The organism is Bradyrhizobium sp. HKCCYLRH3059 (assembly GCF_051168035.1).
In the GTDB taxonomy this organism is placed as follows: domain Bacteria; phylum Pseudomonadota; class Alphaproteobacteria; order Rhizobiales; family Xanthobacteraceae; genus Bradyrhizobium.
Genome location: NZ_JBNPUF010000007.1, coordinates 1 through 21,512, shown reverse-complemented (window position 1 = coordinate 21,512; position 21,512 = coordinate 1). Strand labels below are relative to the sequence as shown.

18 protein-coding genes and 1 pseudogene are annotated in these 21,512 nt (G+C 66.9%); 13 read left to right on the top strand and 6 right to left on the bottom strand.

Features of this window, described 5'->3' with window-relative positions; genetic code table 11:
- Positions 1–132: 132 nt before the first annotated feature.
- The gene (locus tag ACQR13_RS21755; protein WP_315753161.1) at positions 133–2,079 is read right to left on the bottom strand and encodes a hypothetical protein; all 1,947 of its coding nucleotides are present in this window, start codon (positions 2,077–2,079) and stop codon (positions 133–135) included.
- 103 nt (positions 2,080–2,182) lie between these two features.
- Positions 2,183–3,274, bottom strand: coding sequence for a lysylphosphatidylglycerol synthase transmembrane domain-containing protein (locus ACQR13_RS21750; protein WP_315712684.1), 1,092 nt, complete (start codon positions 3,272–3,274; stop codon positions 2,183–2,185).
- A gap of 371 nt (positions 3,275–3,645) precedes the next feature.
- On the opposite strand from ACQR13_RS21750, the gene ACQR13_RS21745 reads away from it, so the two are divergent.
- A complete protein-coding gene (locus ACQR13_RS21745) occupies positions 3,646–4,152 on the top strand; it encodes a ferritin-like domain-containing protein (protein WP_315753160.1) in 507 nt (168 codons plus the stop codon).
- Positions 4,153–4,228: 76 nt separating this feature from the next.
- Here ACQR13_RS21745 and ACQR13_RS21740 read toward each other — a convergent pair whose 3' ends face one another.
- A complete protein-coding gene (locus ACQR13_RS21740; RefSeq protein WP_434863233.1) occupies positions 4,229–4,663 on the bottom strand; it encodes a hypothetical protein in 435 nt (144 codons plus the stop codon).
- A gap of 48 nt (positions 4,664–4,711) precedes the next feature.
- Here ACQR13_RS21740 and ACQR13_RS21735 point away from each other — a divergent pair, with 48 nt between their 5' ends.
- Both ACQR13_RS21735 and ACQR13_RS21730 read left to right on the top strand, forming a co-directional pair.
- Positions 4,712–5,302: a hypothetical protein gene (locus ACQR13_RS21735; RefSeq protein ID WP_409998676.1), complete on the top strand. Its 591-nt coding sequence runs from the start codon at positions 4,712–4,714 to the stop codon at positions 5,300–5,302.
- Positions 5,303–5,391: 89 nt separating this feature from the next.
- Positions 5,392–5,979 (top strand): YdcF family protein, encoded by a 588-nt coding sequence (locus ACQR13_RS21730; RefSeq protein ID WP_315753158.1) that lies wholly within the window; start codon positions 5,392–5,394, stop codon positions 5,977–5,979.
- Positions 5,980–6,153: 174 nt separating this feature from the next.
- Here ACQR13_RS21730 and ACQR13_RS21725 read toward each other — a convergent pair whose 3' ends face one another.
- The 3 genes from ACQR13_RS21725 to ACQR13_RS21715 form a co-directional block, all read right to left on the bottom strand.
- Positions 6,154–6,513, bottom strand: a complete 360-nt coding sequence (locus ACQR13_RS21725) for a DUF6404 family protein (protein WP_316167237.1) — start codon at positions 6,511–6,513, stop codon at positions 6,154–6,156.
- A gap of 116 nt (positions 6,514–6,629) precedes the next feature.
- Positions 6,630–7,055, bottom strand: coding sequence for a universal stress protein (locus tag ACQR13_RS21720; RefSeq protein WP_315712676.1), 426 nt, complete (start codon positions 7,053–7,055; stop codon positions 6,630–6,632).
- A 53-nt stretch (positions 7,056–7,108) separates the two neighbouring features.
- The gene (locus tag ACQR13_RS21715; RefSeq protein ID WP_315753157.1) at positions 7,109–7,651 is read right to left on the bottom strand and encodes a SixA phosphatase family protein; all 543 of its coding nucleotides are present in this window, start codon (positions 7,649–7,651) and stop codon (positions 7,109–7,111) included.
- A 105-nt stretch (positions 7,652–7,756) separates the two neighbouring features.
- Here ACQR13_RS21715 and ACQR13_RS21710 point away from each other — a divergent pair, with 105 nt between their 5' ends.
- The 10 genes and pseudogenes from ACQR13_RS21710 to ACQR13_RS21665 form a co-directional block, all read left to right on the top strand.
- Positions 7,757–9,184, top strand: a complete 1,428-nt coding sequence (locus ACQR13_RS21710; RefSeq protein ID WP_315753156.1) for an NAD(P)/FAD-dependent oxidoreductase — start codon at positions 7,757–7,759, stop codon at positions 9,182–9,184.
- A 97-nt stretch (positions 9,185–9,281) separates the two neighbouring features.
- Positions 9,282–9,785: a peptide-methionine (R)-S-oxide reductase MsrB gene (gene msrB / locus ACQR13_RS21705; RefSeq protein WP_315753155.1), complete on the top strand. Its 504-nt coding sequence runs from the start codon at positions 9,282–9,284 to the stop codon at positions 9,783–9,785.
- 295 nt (positions 9,786–10,080) lie between these two features.
- Complete coding sequence (locus ACQR13_RS21700; RefSeq protein WP_315712671.1) at positions 10,081–11,883, top strand: flagellar hook-basal body complex protein; 1,803 nt, start codon at positions 10,081–10,083, stop codon at positions 11,881–11,883.
- A 44-nt stretch (positions 11,884–11,927) separates the two neighbouring features.
- Positions 11,928–13,790 (top strand): flagellar hook-associated protein FlgK, encoded by a 1,863-nt coding sequence (gene flgK / locus ACQR13_RS21695; RefSeq protein ID WP_315753154.1) that lies wholly within the window; start codon positions 11,928–11,930, stop codon positions 13,788–13,790.
- Positions 13,791–13,805: 15 nt separating this feature from the next.
- Positions 13,806–15,677: a flagellar protein gene (locus ACQR13_RS21690; RefSeq protein WP_315753153.1), complete on the top strand. Its 1,872-nt coding sequence runs from the start codon at positions 13,806–13,808 to the stop codon at positions 15,675–15,677.
- A gap of 92 nt (positions 15,678–15,769) precedes the next feature.
- Positions 15,770–16,576, top strand: a complete 807-nt coding sequence (locus ACQR13_RS21685; RefSeq protein ID WP_315712667.1) for a hypothetical protein — start codon at positions 15,770–15,772, stop codon at positions 16,574–16,576.
- Positions 16,577–16,587: 11 nt separating this feature from the next.
- Positions 16,588–18,216 (top strand): hypothetical protein, encoded by a 1,629-nt coding sequence (locus ACQR13_RS21680; protein ID WP_434863232.1) that lies wholly within the window; start codon positions 16,588–16,590, stop codon positions 18,214–18,216.
- A 52-nt stretch (positions 18,217–18,268) separates the two neighbouring features.
- On the top strand, positions 18,269–19,459 hold the full coding sequence (locus ACQR13_RS21675) for an ATP-grasp domain-containing protein (RefSeq protein WP_315753289.1): 1,191 nt from the start codon (positions 18,269–18,271) through the stop codon (positions 19,457–19,459).
- Between the two features lie 68 nt (positions 19,460–19,527).
- A complete protein-coding gene (locus ACQR13_RS21670; protein ID WP_315713620.1) occupies positions 19,528–20,964 on the top strand; it encodes a pyridoxal phosphate-dependent decarboxylase family protein in 1,437 nt (478 codons plus the stop codon).
- Positions 20,965–21,309: 345 nt separating this feature from the next.
- A pseudogene (locus tag ACQR13_RS21665) lies at positions 21,310–21,512 on the top strand (flagellin); the annotation flags it as partial.

Here is a 21,512-nt window from a genome sequence, read left to right as displayed (position 1 = left end):
AGGTCCGCGATCTCGCCGCCCCGCAGCCCTTGTTCCTGAGCGCCCGCTCACGGAGGGGCGTCCCGAAAGACGGTGAGCGGAGCGGAGCGCTTCAGGCCGTTCTTCCTCTGCGATCCCTACCCGAATGGCCGACTACTGCCTCACCACGCCCGCCGGCGGCAGCGGCTGGCTGGTGACGTTGGGCTCGGCCGCATCGAGGTTGAGCACTTGCGCCGCGGCCGGAAAGGCGGCGTCGGCCATCACGGCATGGCCCTCCGCCGTCGGATGCACGGCGCCGCCATAGACCGCGGATAGCACGCCCCAGCTCGCATCGTGGATGTCGGACGGCTGCATCGCCGCCGGCAGCCCTTGCGGATAGGTCATCGCCGAGAAGTAGCTGTCGTTGGCATCGCGGATCCAGCGCGCGCGCGGCAGATAGGGACGATACTCGCTGGCGCCGCGGCCGCACAGCAGCGGCTCGTTGGCGGCGCTGACGATGTTCGGATCGAAGCTGGCGCCGTCGGCCGAAAAGCATTCGCGGTCGAACGGCGGATCCTGCGTCGAGCGGGCGCAGAAGCCGTGATCGGCAAACGCGGCCTGATGCGCATCGACGAAGGTCATGCGGTCGGCCTGCGGATCGCGGCACAGGACTCCCGCGGTACATTGCGCCAGCCCGCGCAGTGACGGCAGGAACTCGTTCTCGACGAAGCCCGCGACCTTGGCGAGCCGCTGCGGATTGGCATTGAACGATGGGTGGACCTCGAAACCGGCCGGACCACCCGGGCAGGGCGTGCCGGGGCCGCTCAGTGCCGGGTTGCCGTAGGAGGTGTAGATGACGTGCGAGAGGTCGCCGACCAGCGGCTTCAGCGCCTCGCGCAGCTTGGCAAAACCCTGCGGCAGGTCGCGCGCCAGCTCGCTGCGCGATTCCTCGACCGAGCCGATCACGCCCGAGCGCTTGAACAGCGTGCGTTCGGTCGGCGTATCGACGATGACGTCGGCGACGAGACCGGAGAAGTTGATGTCGTTGGCGCCGATCGACAGCAGAATCAGATCGAGCTTGCGGTCCGGCTGGCGACGCTTGGCCGCGGTCAGCGCCTCGCGCAGCTCGCCGAGCTGGCCGTTGACGCTGCCGGCGCAGGTGGTCGCGGCGCGGCCGGGCGTGCATTCGCGCGCGCGCTGGCTGCCGAACAGGCCGTCGGCGATGGTGGCGCCGGTGCAGGCGAGCGGCAGGTAGGTGACCGCGACGTGCGGATAGCGCACCGCGAGCGCCAGCGCCGTGCGGGTCTGGTAGCTGTAGAGCGAGCGATGGCAGGCCGCGTTGAGCCAGACCGCGCTGTGCTTCTGCCAGTTCTGCAGCGTGTCCGGCGCCTCGCAGGCGCGGCCGCCTTTGAAGCCGGCCCGGCTCGGCCGATAATATTGCGCGGTCGGGCCGCCGAGATAGGAGCGGAAGCAGAAGCCGTCGTCGGCGAGCGCGATCGGGCGGTCGGGATTGCCCTCGCCGGAGGCGATGCTGTCGCCGAGGCCGGCGATCAGGATGTCGCGGACCTGGATTCCGGTCGACACCTGCTGCGTGCCTTCCGGGCTGGCGACATCGACGGATGCGACGGTCTGGCGGCCGTAGCGGACGCGCAGGTTGACCGGTTCGGCGCAGTCGAATGTCGAGGTCTGCGGCCCGTCGCCGTCGTCGAACGACCACGCGCAGGTGGCGCCGACCGGGACCGGGCCGGTCAGGCGCACGGTGATCGGATGGTCGATCGGCGTGAGATAGCTTTCCTTGACGTTGTCGCGCGTGCACGGCTCGTTGATGCGGCCGGCGAGGTCGATGCAGAGCCGGTTGACGACGTTCCGGGCCCAGCCGCGGCCGTCGCTCTGCACCGCCAACGCCTGCTCGGCGGCGAGAATGGAGCGGTCGCGCGTGCTCTCGGTATGCAGCAGGAAGTCGCGCTCCTCCCGGAAGAGACGGAAGCGGTTGCGCACCTCCCAGCTGATCTGCAGCGGCGCTGCGCCGAACTGCGCGGCCGCCTCGGTGGCGGCGAGAGGGGCGAGCAGGCCGGCCAGGACGCAGGCGGCGAGCAGCGGACGAAGGGGCATTCGGGTCATGCGCAAGGATTCACGTCAGGGATGGGGCGGAAATAAGAGGATCGCACGCGAGTTCAACCGGTCGAGGGTCGAACCGTCGCGTCATCCGCGAGACGATTGCTGCTCAGCGCTGGGAGTGGCGCTTGATGCGCTGGGGAACCGCGGCGGGCGCCGTGGCCGCGGCGCGCTTGGCGGCGACCTCGTCCTCGCAGGCTGAGTTCAGCCGGCGCCGCTCCTGCCACGGCTTCACGACGTTCAGCCAGAGTTCCCTGATGCCCATGATGGAGATCGCCGTCGCGAACGGGATCACGAAATACAGCACGCGGAAAACGAGCAGGGTGGCCAGCAACTGCTCGCGCCCGAACTGCGGCAGCGCCACGAGCATCGCGGCATCGAACACGCCGATGCTGCCGGGCGCGTGGCTGGCGAAGCCGAGCAGGGTGGCGAGGATGAACACCACCGACAGCGACAGGAAATCGATCGGCGGAGCGGCGGGGACGAGGAGGTACATCGCCAGCGCGCAGAAGCCGAGGTCGACCACTCCGATCAGGATCTGCACGAGCGTGAGCTGCGCCGAGGGCAGCACCACCTTCCAGCCGTTCTGGCCGAGCTGGCGCCGGTTCTTGCCGGCGGTCAGCCAGCCGAGATAGGCGAAGATCGCCCCCAGGATGCCGATCGCGATCAACTGGTTCACCGCCGGGGGCAACTGGTCCATCGCGGTGGCGGCGGCCGGATGCAAGGTCATACCGATGCCGAGTACGAACAGATTGCCGAGCCAGAAGGTCAGGCCTGACAGGAAGCAGATCTTGGCGACGTCGATCGCGGACAGGCCGTAGTCGGAGTAGATCCGAAACCGGATGGCGCCGCCGGTGAACACGGTGGCGCCGATGTTGTGGCCGATCGAATAGCTGGTGAAGGCGCTCATCGCCGCGATGCGATAGGGCACGTGTTTCTTGCCAATCGTTCGCAGTGCAAAATAGTCATAGAAGGTCAGCGTGCAGAACGCGCCGACCACACACAAGGCCGCGAGGGCGATGTGACCGGGCGGGATTTCGGTGAGCGCGGTCAGGATGACGCCGGCATCGACGCCCTTCAGCGTGCGCACGAGTGTCGTGATCGCGAAGGCGATGATCGCAAGGCTCGCTGCAATCCCCAGCCGCTTCCAGCCGATCCATTTCTTGAAGCCACGCCCAAGCGTGGTCAGCAGGCGCTGCATTCATCCTCCCGGCGGGGCGGTACTAGATCTTGGAAAAGAGGCGAAACCATTGATCGATGGGGCGGGCAATTCGTGACAGCCTGTTCCTTATGCTAAAATGCGCGCCTTGTGCAGTCCTTGACACAGCTCAGCTCCGACCCATGCGGCGCGGGTCTGTCACACTCCGGTCACATAGCTGGCGGCCCGTCCGCCTCAATTCGGTCCAACTGGTCGCCCGCGCGGTTCACGAGAACCCTCGTCCCTGCGACCGGTTCGGCAGGGGCGGTACGCCGGAACAACCGCCGTAGCCGCCGGTTAGCGCACAGCGAACATGGCGACGATCGGTCAGGGGAGGGACCTGCCATGTTCCGAACCGAGAGGACGTGAAACAAATGGGACTGTTCACCAAGGACATCAAGACGATGAACGATCTGTTCGTTCATCAGCTGCAGGACATCTATTACGCCGAGAACCAGCTCGTCAAAGCGCTGCCGAAGATGGCGGACAAGGCGACGGATCAGAAGCTCAAGCAGGGCTTTCTGACCCATCTCGATGAGACGAAGACGCATGTGACGCGTCTCGAACAGGTGTTCAAGATGCACGGCATCGCGGCCAAGGCGGTCGACTGTCCGGCGATCGACGGCATCATCGAGGAGGCCGACGAGGTCGCCGGCGAGGTCGACGACAAGGCGGTGCTGGACGCAGCGCTGATCAACGCCGCCCAGGCGGCCGAGCACTACGAGATCACGCGCTATGGCAGCCTGATCGCCTGGGCCAAGCAGCTCGGCCGCAGCGACTGCGCCGCCGTGCTGCAGAAGACGCTCGACGAGGAGAAGGCGACCGACATGAAGCTGACCAAGCTCGCCGAGAGCGGCGTCAACCTGCGTGCTGCGAGCTGATCGCGTCACCAGAGCCGATGAGACAAAACGCCGCGCGGACATCCCGCGCGGCGTCGTCGCATCCGGATGCCGCGCGTCAGCTCATACGCAACGCGAAATTGGCGCCGCAGAACGCCATCAGGGCGCCGAGGCAGAGCGCGGCGAGGCCGGCCAGCACACCCGAGGCCGACGGCACCGGGCTCGGGCCGGAGATCGCCTGGCCGATGCCGGCCAGCATCAGCACGCCGACCACGACCAGGAAGTTGCGCATCCGCTGCGGGATCTCGCCCGATACCGCGCGGTGCATGATGTTGGCGATGAAATAGCCCGAGGCGAAGCCGACGGTGGCGATCAGCCACCAGGCGATCGCCGATCCCGCCGGCATGAAGGCGCCGCTCTCGGTCTGCCACAGGCCGCCGAGATCGAGGCCGTAGCGGGCGCCGAGCATGTGCACCGCCAGCGCCAGCAGCACGCCGGCGGCCATCGCCCCGGCCAGGATCAGGTGGCGCGGAAAATAGATCGTTTCGCTCATGCTCCGCTTGTAGGATAAGGCGCGCGCCACACGCAACAGGACCGATCCATTTCCGAGCGCACCACCACGGCCGGCGATGATGCGATCCGCTACGCCTACAAGGCGTCGCTGATCGGGGCCGCGCACCAGTTCGAGCTGACCGGGCAGGGGCTGTCGTGGCGGTTCGCCGGCCGGACCGGCCTGTGGCCTTACGCCGACATCGCCGCGATCCGGCTGTCCTACCGACCGGTGTCGATGCAGGCGAGGCGTTTTCGGGCCGACATCACCCATCGCGATGGCCGCCGCCTCAGCATCATCTCCGTCTCGTGGCAGACGGCGGCCCTGATGGCGCCGCAGAGCGAGGCCTATCGTGCTTTCATCCTCGGCCTGCATGCGCGGCTCGCCTTCAGCGGCAGCAGCGCCCGGCTGACCGCGGGCCTCGGCCGCGTCACCTACGGCGCGGCGCTCGCCGCGATTGCGCTGCTCGCCGTGGCGATGGCCGGGCTTCTGGTGCGCGCGCTCGTCATCGCCGAATGGTCGGGCGCGTTGTTCCTGATCGGATTCGCCGCGCTGTTCGCCTGGTATGTCGGCGGCTTCATCACCCGCAACAGGCCGCGCAGCTACACGTTCACGGAGATTCCGGCCGCGCTGCTGCCGTGATCACGCAACCTCATCGCCGGTCACCGAATGTGATCATGCAGATTTCGCGCGCCATGCCAGACTGAGCGAGTCGCTTTCGGAGAGGACCGATGCAGGATCGCGCGCTGCGCAGACCGGATGACGCCGAGATCGCCGCGGTCAACGCGCGGCATTTCGCCGATACGCCGCTGCGGCCGGCCGATCTCCTGTTCGTGTTCGGGACCCGCGTCGACGAGGAGTTGCGTGCCGAGACGGCGGTGAAGCTGTGGCAGCAGGGCTACTTCCGCCACGCCATCGTCAGCGGTGGGATCACGCCGGGCGCTGATCTTTCGGAGTGTACGCTGATCAAGGCCGCCATGGTGAGGCGCGGCATTCCGGCCGAGCGCATCCTCGAAGAGCACCACGCCACGAATACCGGCGAGAACGTCGCGCTCGCGCTGCCGGTGATCGACGCCGCGCTCGGCCTCGCCAATGTCGGCAGCGTGATCTGCCTCGGCAACAGCTGGACCGCGCGGCGCTACGCGATGACCCTGCAGCGATACTGGCCCGAGGTGGAGAAGATGCTGCTCACGGTCGACGGCTTCGGCATCCCGCGCCATCTCTGGCACACCCATCCCGAATTCCGCCGTCGCGTGCTCAGCGAATGGGACAAGATCGAACCTTATAAGGCGAAGGGCTTCATCGCGGAGTGGCCGTGATCTCAGACGAAGCCGGAATGGCAGCAACAAGCTCCGTCATTGCGAGGAGCGAAGCGACGAAGCAATCCAGAATCTTCGCGGAGCCCTGGATTGCTTCGCTTCGCTCGCAATGACGGTTAGCACCAAATTGAATCCATTAAACCCGACATGCAGAACGTTTGGACGCCTGCACCGTTACGGGCCAGCATTCACTTCAGACCAAAGAGGGAGCTTATATTTGCGAGCGCCGTAACGATAGTAGGCCGCTATGATCAAGCCGAACAGAACCCCGGCAACGACGGCTCCGGTGATCGCCACGACACCGGACCCGCTCACCTTGGACCAAACGAATATCCACATGATGGCTCCCCAGGCGGTGCCAAACCACGCCGCCGTAAAGGCGAAGTTGAAGCCGAAGCTGGCGAAATGCGGTGGTGGCAAGGGCAATCCGAGGCGCCAGAGCAAGCGATAAAGCGGAGGCTCGTAACTGCTTCGCCACATGCCGGTTGCAGCCAGGATGGCCAATGCGGAATCCAGTCTTGACGGGGAGCTCATGGGGTATCTGCACTCGAATTCGCAACCGACCGTTTCATCTGCCGAGCTTAAGGAACCCGTTTGCGTCAGCCAAGTCTTGATATCAGCCAAGTCTTGATATCGAGGGGAGCTGACGCTCAAGGCCTCACCACCAGCACCGAGCACTTGGCGTAGCGCACGACGTGGCCGGCGTTGGAGCCGAGGAAGTAGGTGCGCATCGCCGGGCGGTGCGAGGTCATCACGATCAGGTCGGCGTTGACCTTGGCCGCCTCCTCGAGGATCTCGTGATAGATGCCGCCCTGGCGTACCGTGTAGCTGATGCGCTCGGCCGGGATGCCGGATTCGCGCGCCACGATCGACAGCGCTTCCTCGGCGGTCTCGCGCTGCTGCGCATCGAAATCGGCCGGGACGTATTCGGCGAGCATCACCGGCGTCATCGGCATCACGTTGAGCAGATGCACCGTGCCGCTCCAGGTCTGCGCCAGCGTGGCCGCGGTGGCGATGGCCGGCTTGGCGAGGTCGGTGTCAGCCAGATCGATCGGCACCAGAATCGAGTTGAACATCGAAGGTCCTCCTCTCTGTCCGCCGGCATTACGCGCCGGCCCCGACCTGCCTGTCAATCGACCGAGCCGTGTTTGAGCAGCTTGGGCGTGACGAACCTCAGGAGATGGCCGCGGGTGAAGCTGATGTCGCCCCAATCGTCGGTGTCGAAATCGAGCACCGCGAGTCCCGCGGTCGGCATGTTGCGCATCAGCTCGTGGCGGGCCTCGGAATCGCCCTCGCCGGTCAGCGCCAGCGCCAGCTCGTGCATGCCGGGATTGTGCCCGACGAGCAGGAGCTGCTTCGGATCACGCGCTGCCGCGAGGCGGATGTGATGCAGCATCTGCATCGGCTCGGCGCCGTAGAGCTCGGGAACGGTCTCGACCTGCGGGGGCGGGACGCGGTCCTTCATCGCCGCAAGCGCGAGGTCCCAGGTCTGCTGCGCCCGAACCGCGGTCGAGACCAGCACCAGCTCCGGCACCGGCGGGTGGCTGGCGATGAAATCGCCGATCATGGCGGCATCCTGGTGCCCGCGCTCGTCGAGACGGCGGTCCTGGTCGCGGCCGGTCGGCGCGTCAGTCTCGGTCTTGGCGTGGCGCAGCAGCATCAATCGGCGCATGGAATTCCGTCTCGAATCGTTCAGGCTGGGTCAGCCTGTACCACGTCTCTTTATCGCCATTAAAAGCGTCATGACGTCCGGCGCAGGGTTCGCTAAGAAAACGCCATGAACGAGACTTCCACAAGCGTGAACGATGACGCGGATGCCGCAGGTGCACACGGCCGCACCAGGCTGAATTTCGACCTCGATGTCGACGTCTGCGTCGTCGGGGCGGGATTGGCCGGCTTGACGGTGGCGTTGTGCGCGGCCCGGCAGGGGGCGAGCGTCGCGGTGCTGGAAGGCCGCCAGGTCGGATGGAACGCATCCGGTCACATGATCGGCACGGTCATGCCCGGGTTCGACCTGCCGCTGCCGGATCTGATCGAGCGCGTCGGGCTCGCGCATGCCCGGGCGCTATGGGCGTTGTCCTGGTCCGGTGCCGAGTTCATCCGCGCCCAGGCCACCGCGGCGATGCCGGGCATCGGGCTCAGCGAAGGCGCGCTCGAAGTCTCCAATGTCGACGCCGGCGACGCCTTGATCCGCCGCCTCCAGATGCTGCACGAGGATTTCGACACCGAGGTCGAGGGCTGGCAGGTCGAGCGCGTCAGGACCGAGCTCAAGACCGACCGCTACTTCCATGGCGTCCATTACCCCAAGGCGTTCCAACTCGACGGCCGCAGGTACGTTCACGCGCTGGCGCGGCTCGCGCACCGGGCCGGGGCAAGGATCTTCGAGGACACGCCGGTGGTCAGCATCGACGCGTCGGGCGTGCGCAAGCGCATCGTGACGCCGTCGGCGCGGATGCGCGCCTCGCACATCGTGCTCGCCGGCAACATCCATCTCGGCGCGCCGCTGCAGAAGCTGTCCGATACGCTGTTGCCGGTGTGGCGCTATGGCGGCGTCACCGCGCCGCTCGGCGAGCGGCTGGCTGATGCGATCGCCTTCCGGGGCTCGGTCAGCGACACCGACGGCATCGATCATTTCCGCGTCGTCGACGGCGACCGGCTGATGTGGGCGAGCCCGGAGACGACCTGGGACGCCCGGCCCAGCGGATTTGCCGCGGCGCTGCAGCGCCGGATCCGCACGGTGTTCCCGCAACTCGGCCGCGTCGAGATCGCCGAGACCTTCGGCGGCGTCACCGGCCAGACCGTGCACGGCATGCCGCAGATCGGCCAGCTCCGCAAAGGCCTGTGGGTTGCGAGCGGCTTCGGCCGGCAGGGACTCAACACCTCGGCGATGGCCGGGCAGTTGATCGCGCAGGCGATCCTCGCCGGCGACGACCGCTGGAAGCTGTTCTCGCCGTTCGAATTGGTCTGGGCCGGCGGCGTCAGCGGCCGGGTCGCCGGCCATGTCGTCAATCTCTGGATCCGCGGCCGCGCCGCCGCGGCCGGGACGCTGGCGCGGCACCGCGAGCGCGTCCGCGCGCAGGAGCGTGTGCGCGAGATCAGGGCGGCCGAAGCGCGGCGCCGGGCGGCCGAACGGCCCGGCTCGCGGCTGCCGCTGCGGCCACAGCCGTCCGATCTGAACCGCCGTCCCGACGCCGGGGAGGGCTGACACCTCGCAAGAAAGTGAGCCGTCGCGCCCGCGCCCGACGTAACTTCGCGGGATCCCGTCCGTAGATCCGGTAACCCATCGCCGCACGGAGACCTCCATGATCGACCGCCGCATGATGTTCACCACCGCCGCCGGACTGTTCGGCTTCGCCGCCCTGCGCTGGCTCGGCGGTTCCGCGCCGGCCCGCGCCGCCGAGAAGTTCGAGATCGAGAAGACCGAGGCCGAGTGGCGCGCGCAATTGACGCCGCAGCAATACGAGATCCTGCGCGAGGAGGGCACCGAGCGGCCCTGGACCAGCCCGCTGCTGAAGGAGCATCGCAAGGGCACCTTCGCCTGCGCCGGCTGCGACCTGCCGCTGTTCTCCTCCGACACCAAGTTCGACAGCGGCACCGGCTGGCCGAGCTTCTTCAAGCCGCTCGACAATGCCGTGGCGACCCGCCAGGACAAGACCTACGGCATGGTCCGCACCGAGGTGCATTGCCGCCGCTGCGGCGGCCATCTCGGCCACGTGTTCGACGACGGCCCCAAGCCGACCGGCCTGCGCTACTGCATGGACGGGCTCTCGCTCACGTTCCACCCGGCAAATCCGTCGTCGACCTGACAGGAATTTGCGCCCGGATATTCCGGCTCGTCCGTTCAAGGCTCGATGGGGGTCTTCAGGACGCGCCGGCAGCCGTGACGAGCGGCCGTGCCGGAGCGCGATTTGGCGCGCCCGGCCCGGCAAGAACTGCCGGCTCGGCAATTGTTCACCAGTCTTGACGCCGGTTTTTTTACGTTGTGGTTTTACAACCCGCTGATTTCACAGCATTTTCGCATCTGGCACAGCGATTGCGACAGCTCTCCACGAAACGCGGTGCGGGCCGACCCGCCACCGGCATCACAGTGGAGAGATTGGTATGGGTATCTTCGACGCGATGAACACTTCGGTGAGCGGTCTGTCCGCTCAATCATTCGCGCTGCAGAATATTTCCGGTAACATCGCGAACGCGTCGACCGTCGGCTACAAGGGAATCGGCACCAGCTTCGAAGACCTCATCCCCAACGCGACCAACCCGACGCGCCAGAATGCCGGCGGCGTCACCGCCTTCGCCAAGGCCACCATCACCACCCAGGGCACCGTCTCGACGTCCTCGGTCGCCACCAACATGGCGATCAACGGCGACGGCTTCTTCAACGTGCAGAAGGCCTCCTCGGTCGTCGACAACGTGCCGGTCTTCACTGGCGTCACCAACTACACCCGCCGCGGCGACTTCCAGCTCAACGCCAACGGCAACCTGATCAACGGCGCCGGCTATTACCTGATGGGTGTCGCGGTCGATCCGAAGACCGGCAACGCCACCGGCAACGTGCCGACCGTGCTGCAATTCGCGAACAATTTCGTGCCGGCGCAGGCGACCACCGCAATCCAGTACGCCGCCAACCTGCCGACGCAGCCGAAGACCGCCGCCAGCGGCAACGCTGCGACCGGCACGCTGGTCGCGGCCGGCGGCCTCAACTCGGCCGACCTCTCCAACGTGCCGCTGCCGGTCGGCACCAATTTCTACGCCGACTCCACCGTCACCGGCGCCACCGCCGTGAACAAGGTGCCGGCGCAGATCACGACCTCGACATTGTTGAGCGGCGCCAGCGGCGACTCGATCTCGAGCAATTTCACCACCGGCGACACCATCACCATGACCGGCAGCGCCGGCGACGTCGTCACCTTCACCTTCGTCGCCTCCGGCGCCTCGGGTACCCAGATCAATGTCGGCGACTCCGTCGGCACGCTGCTGGCGAAGATCGCGGCCGTCACCGGCGTGCAGCCGACCATCACCGCCGGCAAGATCACGCTGCATTCCGGCAGCGGCGAGGACTGGAACTTGAGCAGTGCCTCCCCGGGTTTCACCGCGCTCGGCCTCACGTCACCCGTGGCGCTGACGCGCACGGCGAGTCCCGGCACCGGCATCGTGATCGGCAACGATCTCACCAACTTCAACAACGAGACGATCTCGGGCGGCGCGGTCACGGCCTACAACTCGTCGGGCACGCCGGTGAACGTGCAGCTGCGCTGGGGCAAGGTCGACAGCTCGACGCTCGGCACGGGCCACAAGGACACCTGGAACCTGTTCTACCAGACCAACTCCAGCGCCACTGGCTCGACCGTGGCCTGGCAGAACGTCGGCACCAATTTCACGTTCGCCTCCGACGGCTCGCTCGTGTCGCCGACGACCTCCAACATCTCCATTCCCAACGTCGTGGTCGACGGCACCACGCTCGGCACCGTCAGCCTCAACATCTCCTCGGGCGCGCTGACGCAATATGCGAGCACGATCGGCTCGGCGACGATCAACCAGATCAATCAGAACGGCTTCGCCGCCGGCCAGCTGCAGTCGGTCGCCGTCAACAACAGCGGCGTCGTCACCGGCACCTTCTCCAACGGCCAGACCATCAACCTGGCGCAGGTCACGCTGTCGCACTTCAACGGCACCAACTACCTGAAGGCGCTCGACGGCGGCGCCTACGAGGCGACCGACCAGTCCGGCCAGGCCATCATCGGCGCGACCGGCAAGATCTCGGGCGGCTCGCTGGAAGGCTCCAACACCGACATCGCTGACGAGTTTACCAAGCTGATCGTGACCCAGCAGGCCTATTCGGCCAACACCAAGGTGATCACGACGGCCAATTCGATGGTGCAGGATCTTCTGAACGTGCTGCGCTGATCGCGCTGAGACGTGGCAGTTGAATTGACATAAGGCTACCGAACATGGGTTTGAGTTCTGCCCTCGCCACCGCGATGTCCGGCCTGCGCTCGACGCAGGCCGCGCTCTCGATCATCTCATCGAACGTCGCCAACGCGAACACGCCCGGCTACGTCGCGCAGAACCCGAACCAGATCGAGGTCGCCAGCGGCGGCTTCGGCTCGACGGTGACGACGACGGGCGTCAACCGTCAGCTCGACTTGTTCGTCCAGAACCAGCTCCGCACCGAGACCTCGGGTGGGACCTATGCCAATCAGATGGCCAACATCCTGAGCCAGCTGCAGACCGTGTACGGTACGCCCGGCGGCAGCGGCACGCTCGAGACGGCGCTGAACAATTTCACCACGGCGCTGCAGTCGCTGTCGAACAATCCGAGCAACCAGTCGGCGCAGTCGGTGGCGCTGTCGGCGGCGCAGGGCGTGGCGCTGCAGCTCAACGCGACCACCAAGGGCATCCAGACCCTGCGCACCAATGTCGAGCAGGACATCGGCAATTCGGTCACGCAGGCCAACGCGGCGATCAAGCAGATCGCGACGCTCAACACGCAGCTGCAGGGCCTCGACAGCTCCGACCCGCTGGCGGCGACCCTGCAGGACCAGCGCGACAACGCGATCAACACGCTTGCCAAATATGTCGACATCCGCGTCGTGTCGGATCCGACCAACGGCACGAGCGTGTTCACCAATTCGGGCATCCAGCTGGTCGGCGCAGGCCTCAGCTCCGAGTTCACCTTCTCGTCGCCGGGGACGCTCGACGCCACCTCGCTCTACAACAGCGATCCGACCAAGACCGGCGTCGGGCAGCTCAACATCAAGCTGTCGAACGGCGTGTCGCTCGACGTCGTGTCGAACAATCTCCTGAACTCGGGTCAGATCGCGGCCGACCTCAAGCTGCGCGACCAGACCCTGGTGCAGGCGCAGACCCAGGTCGACCAGCTCGCGGCGACGATGGCCTCGGCGCTGTCCGACAAGACCACGGCGGGTACCGCGGTGGCGGGACCTCCGGCCGGCTTCGACGTCTCGACCAGCGGGCTGCTGGCGGGCAACACCATCAACCTGACCTACACGGATTCGAGCAACGTCCAGCGCCAGGTCAAGATCGTCAACGTCAACGATCCCGCGGCGCTGCCGCTGAAGAACGCCTCCGGCGCCAACCCGTCCTATGTCGGCGTCGACTTCTCGCTCGGCATGGCCTCGGTGGTGTCGCAGCTCAACAGCGCGCTCGGTGGCGCGCATCTGCAGTTTTCCAATCCCTCCGGCACCACGCTGCGGATCACCGATGACGGCACCAGCCAGGCGGCGGTCAAGGCGGCCTCGGCCACCACCACCGTGCAGACGCTCGCCAGCGGCAACGCGCAACTGCCGGTTTTCACTGACGGCGGTGCGCTCTACACCGGTGCGATCACCTCGACCGGCTCGCAGATGACGGGGCTCGCGGGGCGGCTCAACGTCAACCCGGCATTGCTGAACGATCCGACCAAGCTGTCGACCTATTCGACCTCGCCGCAGACCGCGGCCGGCGACGCGACGCGACCGGATTTCCTGTTCGCGCAGCTCACCTCGGCGACCTTCAGCTACTCGCCAACCACCGGCCTCGGCTCGGCGGCGCAGCCATTCCAGGGCACGGTGTCCGGCTATCTGCAGCAGTTCGTCAGCCAGCAGGGCAGTGCCTCGACGCTGGCGACCCAGCTCAGCCAGGGCCAGGCCGTCGTGGTCAGCACGCTGAAGGAGAAGTTCCAGGGCACGGCGGGGGTCAACATGGACAGCGAGATGTCCAACCTGATCCAGGTCCAGAACACCTATGCGGCCAACGCCCATATCATGTCGGTCGTGCAAAGCATGATGCAGAGCCTGCTCCAGGCATTTTAGTGAGGCGCGTGTAAGATGTCGATCAGCAGTGTCAACTACGGAAATTCTCTGCTCGGCCTGTCCGTGCGGAACATCTCGAACCAGCTCGCGGACCTTTCCACGCAGCTCTCGAGCGGCGTCAAGGCGAACAACTACGCCGGCATGGGCCCCGACGAAGGCTTCGCGATCGCGGCGCGGGCGCAGCTCTCGAACATCTCGGCCTTCACGCTGACGATGACCCACGTCAATACCGTGATCGGCGCGGTCAATACCTCGCTGCAGTCGCTGTCCAAGATTCATGACCAGGTCCAGAGTGGCGCCTCGGCGACGCCGCAGAACCTGACCAGCACCGGCCAGACCACGGGACAATTGACGGCGCTGTCCAACCTGTCGGCCATCACCGGCATCCTCAACACCCAGGTCGGCGATCGCTACATCTTCTCCGGCAGCGCCACCGACCGGCCGGCGATCGCATCGGCCGACGACATCCTGAACGGCACCACGACGCAGGCCGGCCTGAAGCAGGTCATCGCCGAGCGGCAGCAGGCCGATCTCGGGCTCAACGGTCTCGGGCGTCTGAACCTGTCGGCGTCGGCCACGATGCCGATCACGCTGGCGGAGGACGTCGCCGGCTCGCCGTTCGGCTTCAAGCTGAGCGGCGTCACCTCGTCGCTGACCAATGCCACGGTGACCGGACCGTCCGGCTCGCCCCCGGGCATCTCGGTCGATCTCACCGCCGGCAATCCGAATGCGGGCGACCAGATCAGCTTCACCTTCAAGCTGCCCGACGGCACCGCGGAATCGATCAAGCTGACGGCGTCCACCACGACGCCGGCGCCGACCAATACGTTCGCCATCGGCGCCACGCCGGCGGCCACCTCCGCCAATCTCAACGCGGCGCTCAACACGGCGCTGTCGACACTGGCCAACACCTCGCTGACCGCTGCCTCGGCGGTCGTCGCCGGTGACAACTTCTTCAACACGGCGAGCTCCGTGTCGGGCACGGTGGTCAACAACAAGCTCGCAACGCCGGCGCCGATCACGGGAGCGACGCTGCTGTCGGGCGGGGCGGGCTCCGACTCGATCGCGACCAGCTTTGCGACCGGCGACACCATCACCGTCAACGGGCAGACGCTGACCTTCGTCGCCTCCGGCGCCAACGGCAACAACCAGATCAATGTCGGCGACAGCGTGCAGACGCTGCTGTCGAAGATCGATACGCTCAGCGGCACGTCGACGCCGTCGACGGTCAGCGGCGGCGTGATCACCTTGCGCACCAACGACGCCGCCGGCTTCTCGGTGTCGAGCTCGAACGCGGGTGCGTTCGGGGCGCTCGGCTTCTCCGGCACCGTGACGGCGCCGACGCCGCCGTTGCGCGTCTCCGGCTCGCCGCTGGGGTCGGCGACCAGCCTCGTCAACGGTTCGGCCAACACCGTCGCCTGGTACACCGGCAACAGCGGTCCCGGCTCGGCGCGGTCGAGCGCGACCATCCGGGTCGACACGGCGCAGAGCATTCAGTTCGGCGCCCAGGGCAACGAGTTCGCGATCCGCAACCTCGTGCAGCAGACCGCGGTCTATGCCGCCGTCAACACGCCGCCAGCGGGAGCGAATGCTCCGCAGCAGATCGGCGCGCTCAGCCAGCGCATCGCCGCCAACCTGACGCCGCAGCTCGGCCAGCAGGCGATCTCGGACATCCAGACCGAGTTCGCCAACGCCCAGACCACGATGAAGGACGCCACGGCGCGCCAGACCCAGGCCAAGGCGGCGATGCAGGCCATGGTCGACCAGACCGAGGGCATCTCGCAGCAGGAGGTTGCGAGCCAGATCCTGCAGCTCCAGACCAACCTCCAGGCGTCCTACCAGACGACGGCGATGCTGGCCCAGTTGACGCTGGTGAAATATCTGTAGCGCCCCGGGGGCGGCGGTTAGGTTTTCGTTAACCACGTCTCTTTAGCTTTTGTTCAGATCTGGGGCGAGAGCCTCTTTGTCTGGAGGCGGACGTGAGTGACGGAACCGACGAGCGCATTCATCTGGTGGTCGCGACACCATGCTTCGGCGGCCAGGTGTCGAGCATCTATGCGAGCTCGATCTTCGCCCTGCAGCGCGAGTTGCGCGCCGCGTCCAACGTCGACCTCACCGTCCACATGCGCGACGGCGATGCGCTGATCACCCGTGCCAGGGCCAATCTCGTCACCCTGTTCCTCAACGATCCCTCGGCCACGCATCTGCTCTTCGTCGATGCCGACATCGGCTTCACGCCGAAGCAGGTGTTCCGGCTGATCGCGTCCGGCGGCGACATGGTCGCCGGCGTCTATCCGGTCAAGAAGGTCAACTGGAACAAGGCGCGCCGTGCCATCAATTCCAACCGCATGGACGTGCCGGCGGCATCGCTCGACTACGTGCTGGAGATCGACAATCCGGATCACGTTGCGGTGGTCAACGGCTTCACCCGCGTGCGCTATGCCGGCACCGGCTTCCTGATGGTCCGCCGCCGCGTCATCGAGACGATGATCGCGCATCCGGCCTACGCCCCGCTGCAGTTCTTCCGCGAGCATTCGCAGGATGCGCTGGCCGGCAGTCCGAACCGCTTCGCGCTGTTCGAATGCATGATCGACCCGGCGACCGGGACCTATCTCAGCGAGGATTTCGCGTTCTGCAGGCGATGGACCGATCTCGGCGGCGAGATCTGGGCCGATCTCGACAGCCGGCTCGATCACGTCGGTCCGTCCGTGTTTCACGGCAATGTCGCCTCGCAATTCGCGTCGGCGGTGGCGGTTCCCACCGCCGCTGCGGCCGACGCAGCCTGACGATCCGCGCGATGACCCCGGCGGTAACCCGGTCGCAGATATCCCAGTCATCCCGGATCGACCGGCGCGAGCAGGGCGCCGCGACCGGACTGCGCGATCTCTTTGCCTTGCTCGGCGATCTCCTGATCGATGGCGGCGATACCCGCCTGGCGCTCGATCGCCCCTGGGGCCGCAACGTCTATGGCTGCGGGCCGTCGCCCGAACCCGATGTGCTGTGCTTCGCATCGAGCACGGCTTCGCCGATTTCAGAACGCGCCTATGCGCGCGTCGAGCTGGCGCGCGAGCAGCTGATGCATGCGGCGATCTCGCTCGGCCTCGACGCCGCGCTCGACCGGCGCACCGAGGAGATGCGTCGCGAACTGCGCGGATATCTCGGCCTTGCCGACGAGATCGACATCGTGTTCTCGCCGTCCGGCACCGACTCGCAACTGCATGCGCTGGCGCTGGTGCGGGCGGTGCTGGGCGAGGCCGTCACGAGCATCGTCGTCGGCAGCGACCAGACCGGAAGCGGCACCGCCGCGAGCGCCCGGGGACACCATTTCAGCACGCGGACGGCGAACGGTCTGGCGGTGCGGACGAACACGCCGATCGAGGGGCTCTCGGGCGACGCCGTGTCGCTGCCGCTGCTCGACGGCGCATCGATGCAGCCGCGCGTTGCTATCGATGCCGAGATGCTCGACAGCGTCGAGGCGCTGGTGCGAAGGGGCCGTGGCGTCCTGCTGCAGGTCATGGATTCCTCCAAGCTCGGCTGGCGCGCGCCGGACATGGCCTGCCTGGACGAGGTGGCGCGGCGCTGGCCGGGGCGCGTGCAGGTTGTCGTCGATGCCTGCCAGATGCGGCTCGGCGCGGCGCGGCTGCGCGATCATCTCGAACGCGGCCATCTGGTGCTCGTCACGGGCTCGAAGTTCTTCGGCGGCCCCGCCTTCAGCGGCGCGCTGCTGGTGCCCGCGGCCGCATCGGCTGCGCTGCGCCGCGGACATCCGATCGCGCCCGGCCTGTTCGACTATGTCAATCGCAGCGATTGGCCGCTCGCCTGGACGGATCTGCGCGCGCGCACGGCGCCGCGCGCCAATATCGGCCAGTGGCTGCGCTGGGAGGCCGCGCTGGAGGAGATCGCCGCGTATCACGCCGTGCCCGAGACGTTCCGCCGGATGGCGATCCGGCAGCTCGGCGAGTCCATCGAAAGCCTGCTGATGCTGTCGCCGGTGCTGCGTCCGATCGCCGCCCGCGCGCCTGCGCCGGATGGGAGCGATGGCGAGTTCGGCTTTCCCACCATCTTCCCGTTCGCGCTCCAGCGTGACGGCGGCCCGCTCGGCCTCGGTGAGACGCAGGCGGTGTATCGCGCGCTGCAGCGCGATCTCGGCAGCCGCTTCACTGGACGCGCAGCCGAGATTGCCGCGCGCCAGTGCCTGATCGGCCAGCCGGTGCGGATTGAACGCGCGGGCGAGGCGCCGTCGGCCGCGCTGCGGCTGTGCATCGGCGCGCGCCAGGTGACAGACGCATGGTGCGACGACGTCACCGCGGCCCGGGTCAATCTCGAATCCGACATCGACCGCGTCGCCGACATCGTTGCCAAAACAGAGCTGCTCGTATCGGATCTGAGCAGCCAGGATCTCAGGGACATCTGCAATGCCGACTGATTTGCTCGCGCTGGCCGACGCCACCGACGCAGGATGTGCCGACCGGATCGGCATGGCCAAGCTCGCCAAGGCCGCCTTCGACGGCCAGGACCTGAAACCGATGTGGGCCGCCTTGCTCGCCAAGCTGCTCGACGGCCGCGCGGAGCCGGGCGAGGGGCTCGATCTCGCGCTGATCGCGCAGCTCATCGGCGAGAAATCGTCCGGGCTCGCGATCCAGCACGACGTTCTGCAGTCGCAGCAGCTCTACCGCGTTGCCTGCAACAGCGCGACGCCGCGGCTGCGCGTGCTCGCGCTCGCGGCGGCCACCGACATGGGCAGCAACACGCCGATCGAATTCCTGCTCGAGGACACCGACTTCGAGCTGCTGCTGCTCTATGTCGTTCCGGGCGCGGACCTGCTGGCGCCTTTGCCCGCTCATGACGTCGCCATCGTCATCGCGTCCGATTCCGAGGATTGTCAGCACGCGCTGCGCGAGATCGATGCCGTCGCGGCGCGCTGGCCGCGTCCGCTGCTGAATCCGCCGGAGCGGATCTGGCATCTCGATCGCGACAAGCTGCATGCGCGGCTCGCCGGCATCGACGGGCTCACCATTCCGGCGACCATTCCCGTCGACCGCGAGCGCCTGATCGGGATCGCCGACGAGCGCGAATGGATCACGGACGTCGACCACTCGCTCGTCTTCCCGGTCATCGTGCGGCCGCGCGGTTCGCATGCCGGCGTCGGCCTGGAGAAGGTCGACGAGCCGCTCGAGCTGTCGCTCTATCTCGACGAGCGCAGCGAGCAGGAGTTCTTCGTCTCGCGCTTCGTCGACTATGCCAGCGAGGACGGTCAGTTCCGCAAGTACCGCATCGTGTTCGTCGACGGCACGGCCTACGCCTGCCACATGGCGATCGCGCGACGCTGGGACATCTGGTACCTCAACGCCAACATGGCCGGCAGCGAGAGCAAGCGCCTCGAAGAGGCGACCTTCATGCAAACCTTCGACATCGGCTTCGGCCGCCGTCATCGCAGCGTGCTCGATGCGATCGCCGCGCGCGTCGGTCTCGACTATTTCATCATCGACTGCGCCGAGACCAGGGACGGCACGCTGCTGGTGTTCGAGGCCGACAATACGGCCGTCGTCCACAACATGGATTCGCCGGAGGTCTTCCCCTACAAGCCGCCGCAGATGCAGAAGATCTTCGCGGCCTTCGCGGCCATGATCGAGAAGCGCGCCGCGTCGCGGGCGGAGCAGGCGGCGTGACCGCCGGGCTGCGCATCGATCCTGCGTCGCGGACGGCGGAGACGCTCGATCCGCGACATTGGGACGAGATGCGCGCGCTCGGTCATCGCATGCTCGATGACATGATCGACTATGTCGCCGATATCCGCGACCGGCCGGTGTGGCAGCCGATGTCGCCGGCGACACGTCAGAGCTTCCGCAGCGCGCTGCCGCATGCGCCGACCGATCTCGCCGAGGTCTATCGCGATTTCAGCGAGCTCGTCGTTCCCTACGCGACCGGCAACGTGCATCCTGGATTCATGGGCTGGGTGCATGGCGGCGGCACCGTGGTCGGCATGCTCGCCGAGATGCTGGCTGCCGGATTGAACGCCAATCTCGGCGGCCGCGACCACGCGCCGATCGAGGTCGAGCGGCAGGTCGTCGACTGGACGCGTCAGTTGTTCGGCTTTCCGGCAAGCGCCAGCGGCATCTTCGTCACCGGCACCTCGATGGCCAACCTGATGGCGGTGCTGGTCGCTCGCCGCAACGCGCTCGGCGCGGCGGTTCGCTCGGCGGGTCTCGGTGAGGAGGGGCGGCGCTTGCGCGCCTACACGTCGAAGGCGGCGCATGGCTGCATCGCCAAGGCGATGGACATCTGCGGACTGGGCAGCGACGCGCTCGGCTGCATCGCGGTGGATGCCGCACATCGCATCGACGTCGGCGAGCTGCGGACCGCGATCGCGCGCGATCGCGCCGCGGGACTGCATCCGTTTCTCGTCGTCGCCTCGGCGGGCACCGTCGATATCGGCGCCATCGACGACCTCGCTGATATTGCCGAGCTCTGCCGTGCCGAGGGGCTCTGGTTTCACGTCGACGGCGCCTTCGGTGCGCTCGCGATGCTGTCAGCGGAGCTCGCACCGAAGCTCGCCGGCATCGAGCAGGCGGATTCGATTGCGCTGGATTTTCACAAATGGGGGCAGGTGCCCTACGATGCGGGCTTCCTGCTGGTGCGCGATGGCACCAAGCATCGCGACGCCTTCGCCTCGCCGGCCGCCTATCTGCGCCGGGAAACCCGTGGTCTCGCGGCGGGCGCCGAGTGGCCCTGCGATCTCGGTCCTGATCTGTCGCGCGGCTTCCGGGCGCTGAAGACATGGTTCACGCTGAGGACGTTCGGCACGGATGCGCTCGGCGCCGTGATCGCGCGAAGCTGCGAGCTCGCGCGCCATCTGGAGGCGCGGGTGCGCGCCGAGCCCGAGCTCGAGCTGCTGGCGCCGGTCAATCTCAACATCGTCTGCTTCCGCTATCGTGCCGACGATGCCGATGCGCTCAACGGCGAGATCGTCGCCGACATCCACGAATCCGGCCTCGCCGCGCCGTCGACCACGATGCTCGACGGACGGCTGGCGATCCGTGCCGCGATCGTCAATCATCGTACCGGGACGAGCGACATCGGCCGGCTGATTGCGGCGGTCCTCATGTTCGGCCGCCAGCGCGCGGCCGGTCTCACGCCGTTGATCGAGGTCGATGCGCCGCCGCTGGCGCTCTGAGCGCAAACCGCATCTCGGCGTCGTCCGCTGGTCGATGACGACCGCCGGCAGAATGTCGCCGCGCGTCGAAACCTTTCCAAAGGTGGTTGACGCGTTGTGAACGACGGGCGCGTTTGTTGAATCAACGAGCCTTTTCAAAGGGCGTTCTTGCGCGATGACGCGGCAATCAGCAGCGCCGATGCGCCTGTTCCGCTGATTGAGGCGGCTGCGCACCACAACCCTTCAGCGTTTGTTAGCCACTGCCATTCACCGTGACGCCCGTCGTCCGGGGTCGTTCAAATCGACCTGGGCTGCACCCTGATCTCGAAGGGATCGGGGTTTATTTCACACCAGAAGGGTATGAAAATGTCAGGTATCGTCCTCTCGGCGTCGGTGCGCCAGAATCTGCTGTCGCTTCAGTCGACAGCTCAGCTCCTCGCCACCACCCAGAACAATCTCTCCACGGGCAAGAAGGTCAACTCGGCGCTCGATAATCCGACCAACTTCTTCACCGCCCAGGGTCTCGACAACCGCGCTTCCGACATCTCCAATCTGCTCGACGGCATCGG

Bases quoted from the DNA above. Each gene is read 5' to 3' on its own strand.
- ACQR13_RS21755 (WP_315753161.1), bottom strand. From the start codon at position 2,079: ATGACCCGAATGCCCCTTCGTCCGCTGCTCGCCGCCTGCGTCCTGGCC.
- ACQR13_RS21750 (WP_315712684.1), bottom strand. From the start codon at position 3,274: ATGCAGCGCCTGCTGACCACGCTTGGGCGTGGCTTCAAGAAATGGATC.
- ACQR13_RS21745 (WP_315753160.1), top strand. From the start codon at position 3,646: ATGGGACTGTTCACCAAGGACATCAAGACGATGAACGATCTGTTCGTT.
- ACQR13_RS21740 (WP_434863233.1), bottom strand. From the start codon at position 4,663: ATGAGCGAAACGATCTATTTTCCGCGCCACCTGATCCTGGCCGGGGCG.
- ACQR13_RS21730 (WP_315753158.1), top strand. From the start codon at position 5,392: ATGCAGGATCGCGCGCTGCGCAGACCGGATGACGCCGAGATCGCCGCG.
- ACQR13_RS21725 (WP_316167237.1), bottom strand. From the start codon at position 6,513: ATGAGCTCCCCGTCAAGACTGGATTCCGCATTGGCCATCCTGGCTGCA.
- ACQR13_RS21720 (WP_315712676.1), bottom strand. From the start codon at position 7,055: ATGTTCAACTCGATTCTGGTGCCGATCGATCTGGCTGACACCGACCTC.
- ACQR13_RS21715 (WP_315753157.1), bottom strand. From the start codon at position 7,651: ATGCGCCGATTGATGCTGCTGCGCCACGCCAAGACCGAGACTGACGCG.
- ACQR13_RS21710 (WP_315753156.1), top strand. From the start codon at position 7,757: ATGAACGAGACTTCCACAAGCGTGAACGATGACGCGGATGCCGCAGGT.
- msrB (WP_315753155.1), top strand. From the start codon at position 9,282: ATGATCGACCGCCGCATGATGTTCACCACCGCCGCCGGACTGTTCGGC.
- ACQR13_RS21700 (WP_315712671.1), top strand. From the start codon at position 10,081: ATGGGTATCTTCGACGCGATGAACACTTCGGTGAGCGGTCTGTCCGCT.
- flgK (WP_315753154.1), top strand. From the start codon at position 11,928: ATGGGTTTGAGTTCTGCCCTCGCCACCGCGATGTCCGGCCTGCGCTCG.
- ACQR13_RS21690 (WP_315753153.1), top strand. From the start codon at position 13,806: ATGTCGATCAGCAGTGTCAACTACGGAAATTCTCTGCTCGGCCTGTCC.
- ACQR13_RS21680 (WP_434863232.1), top strand. From the start codon at position 16,588: ATGACCCCGGCGGTAACCCGGTCGCAGATATCCCAGTCATCCCGGATC.
- ACQR13_RS21675 (WP_315753289.1), top strand. From the start codon at position 18,269: ATGGCCAAGCTCGCCAAGGCCGCCTTCGACGGCCAGGACCTGAAACCG.
- ACQR13_RS21670 (WP_315713620.1), top strand. From the start codon at position 19,528: ATGCGCGCGCTCGGTCATCGCATGCTCGATGACATGATCGACTATGTC.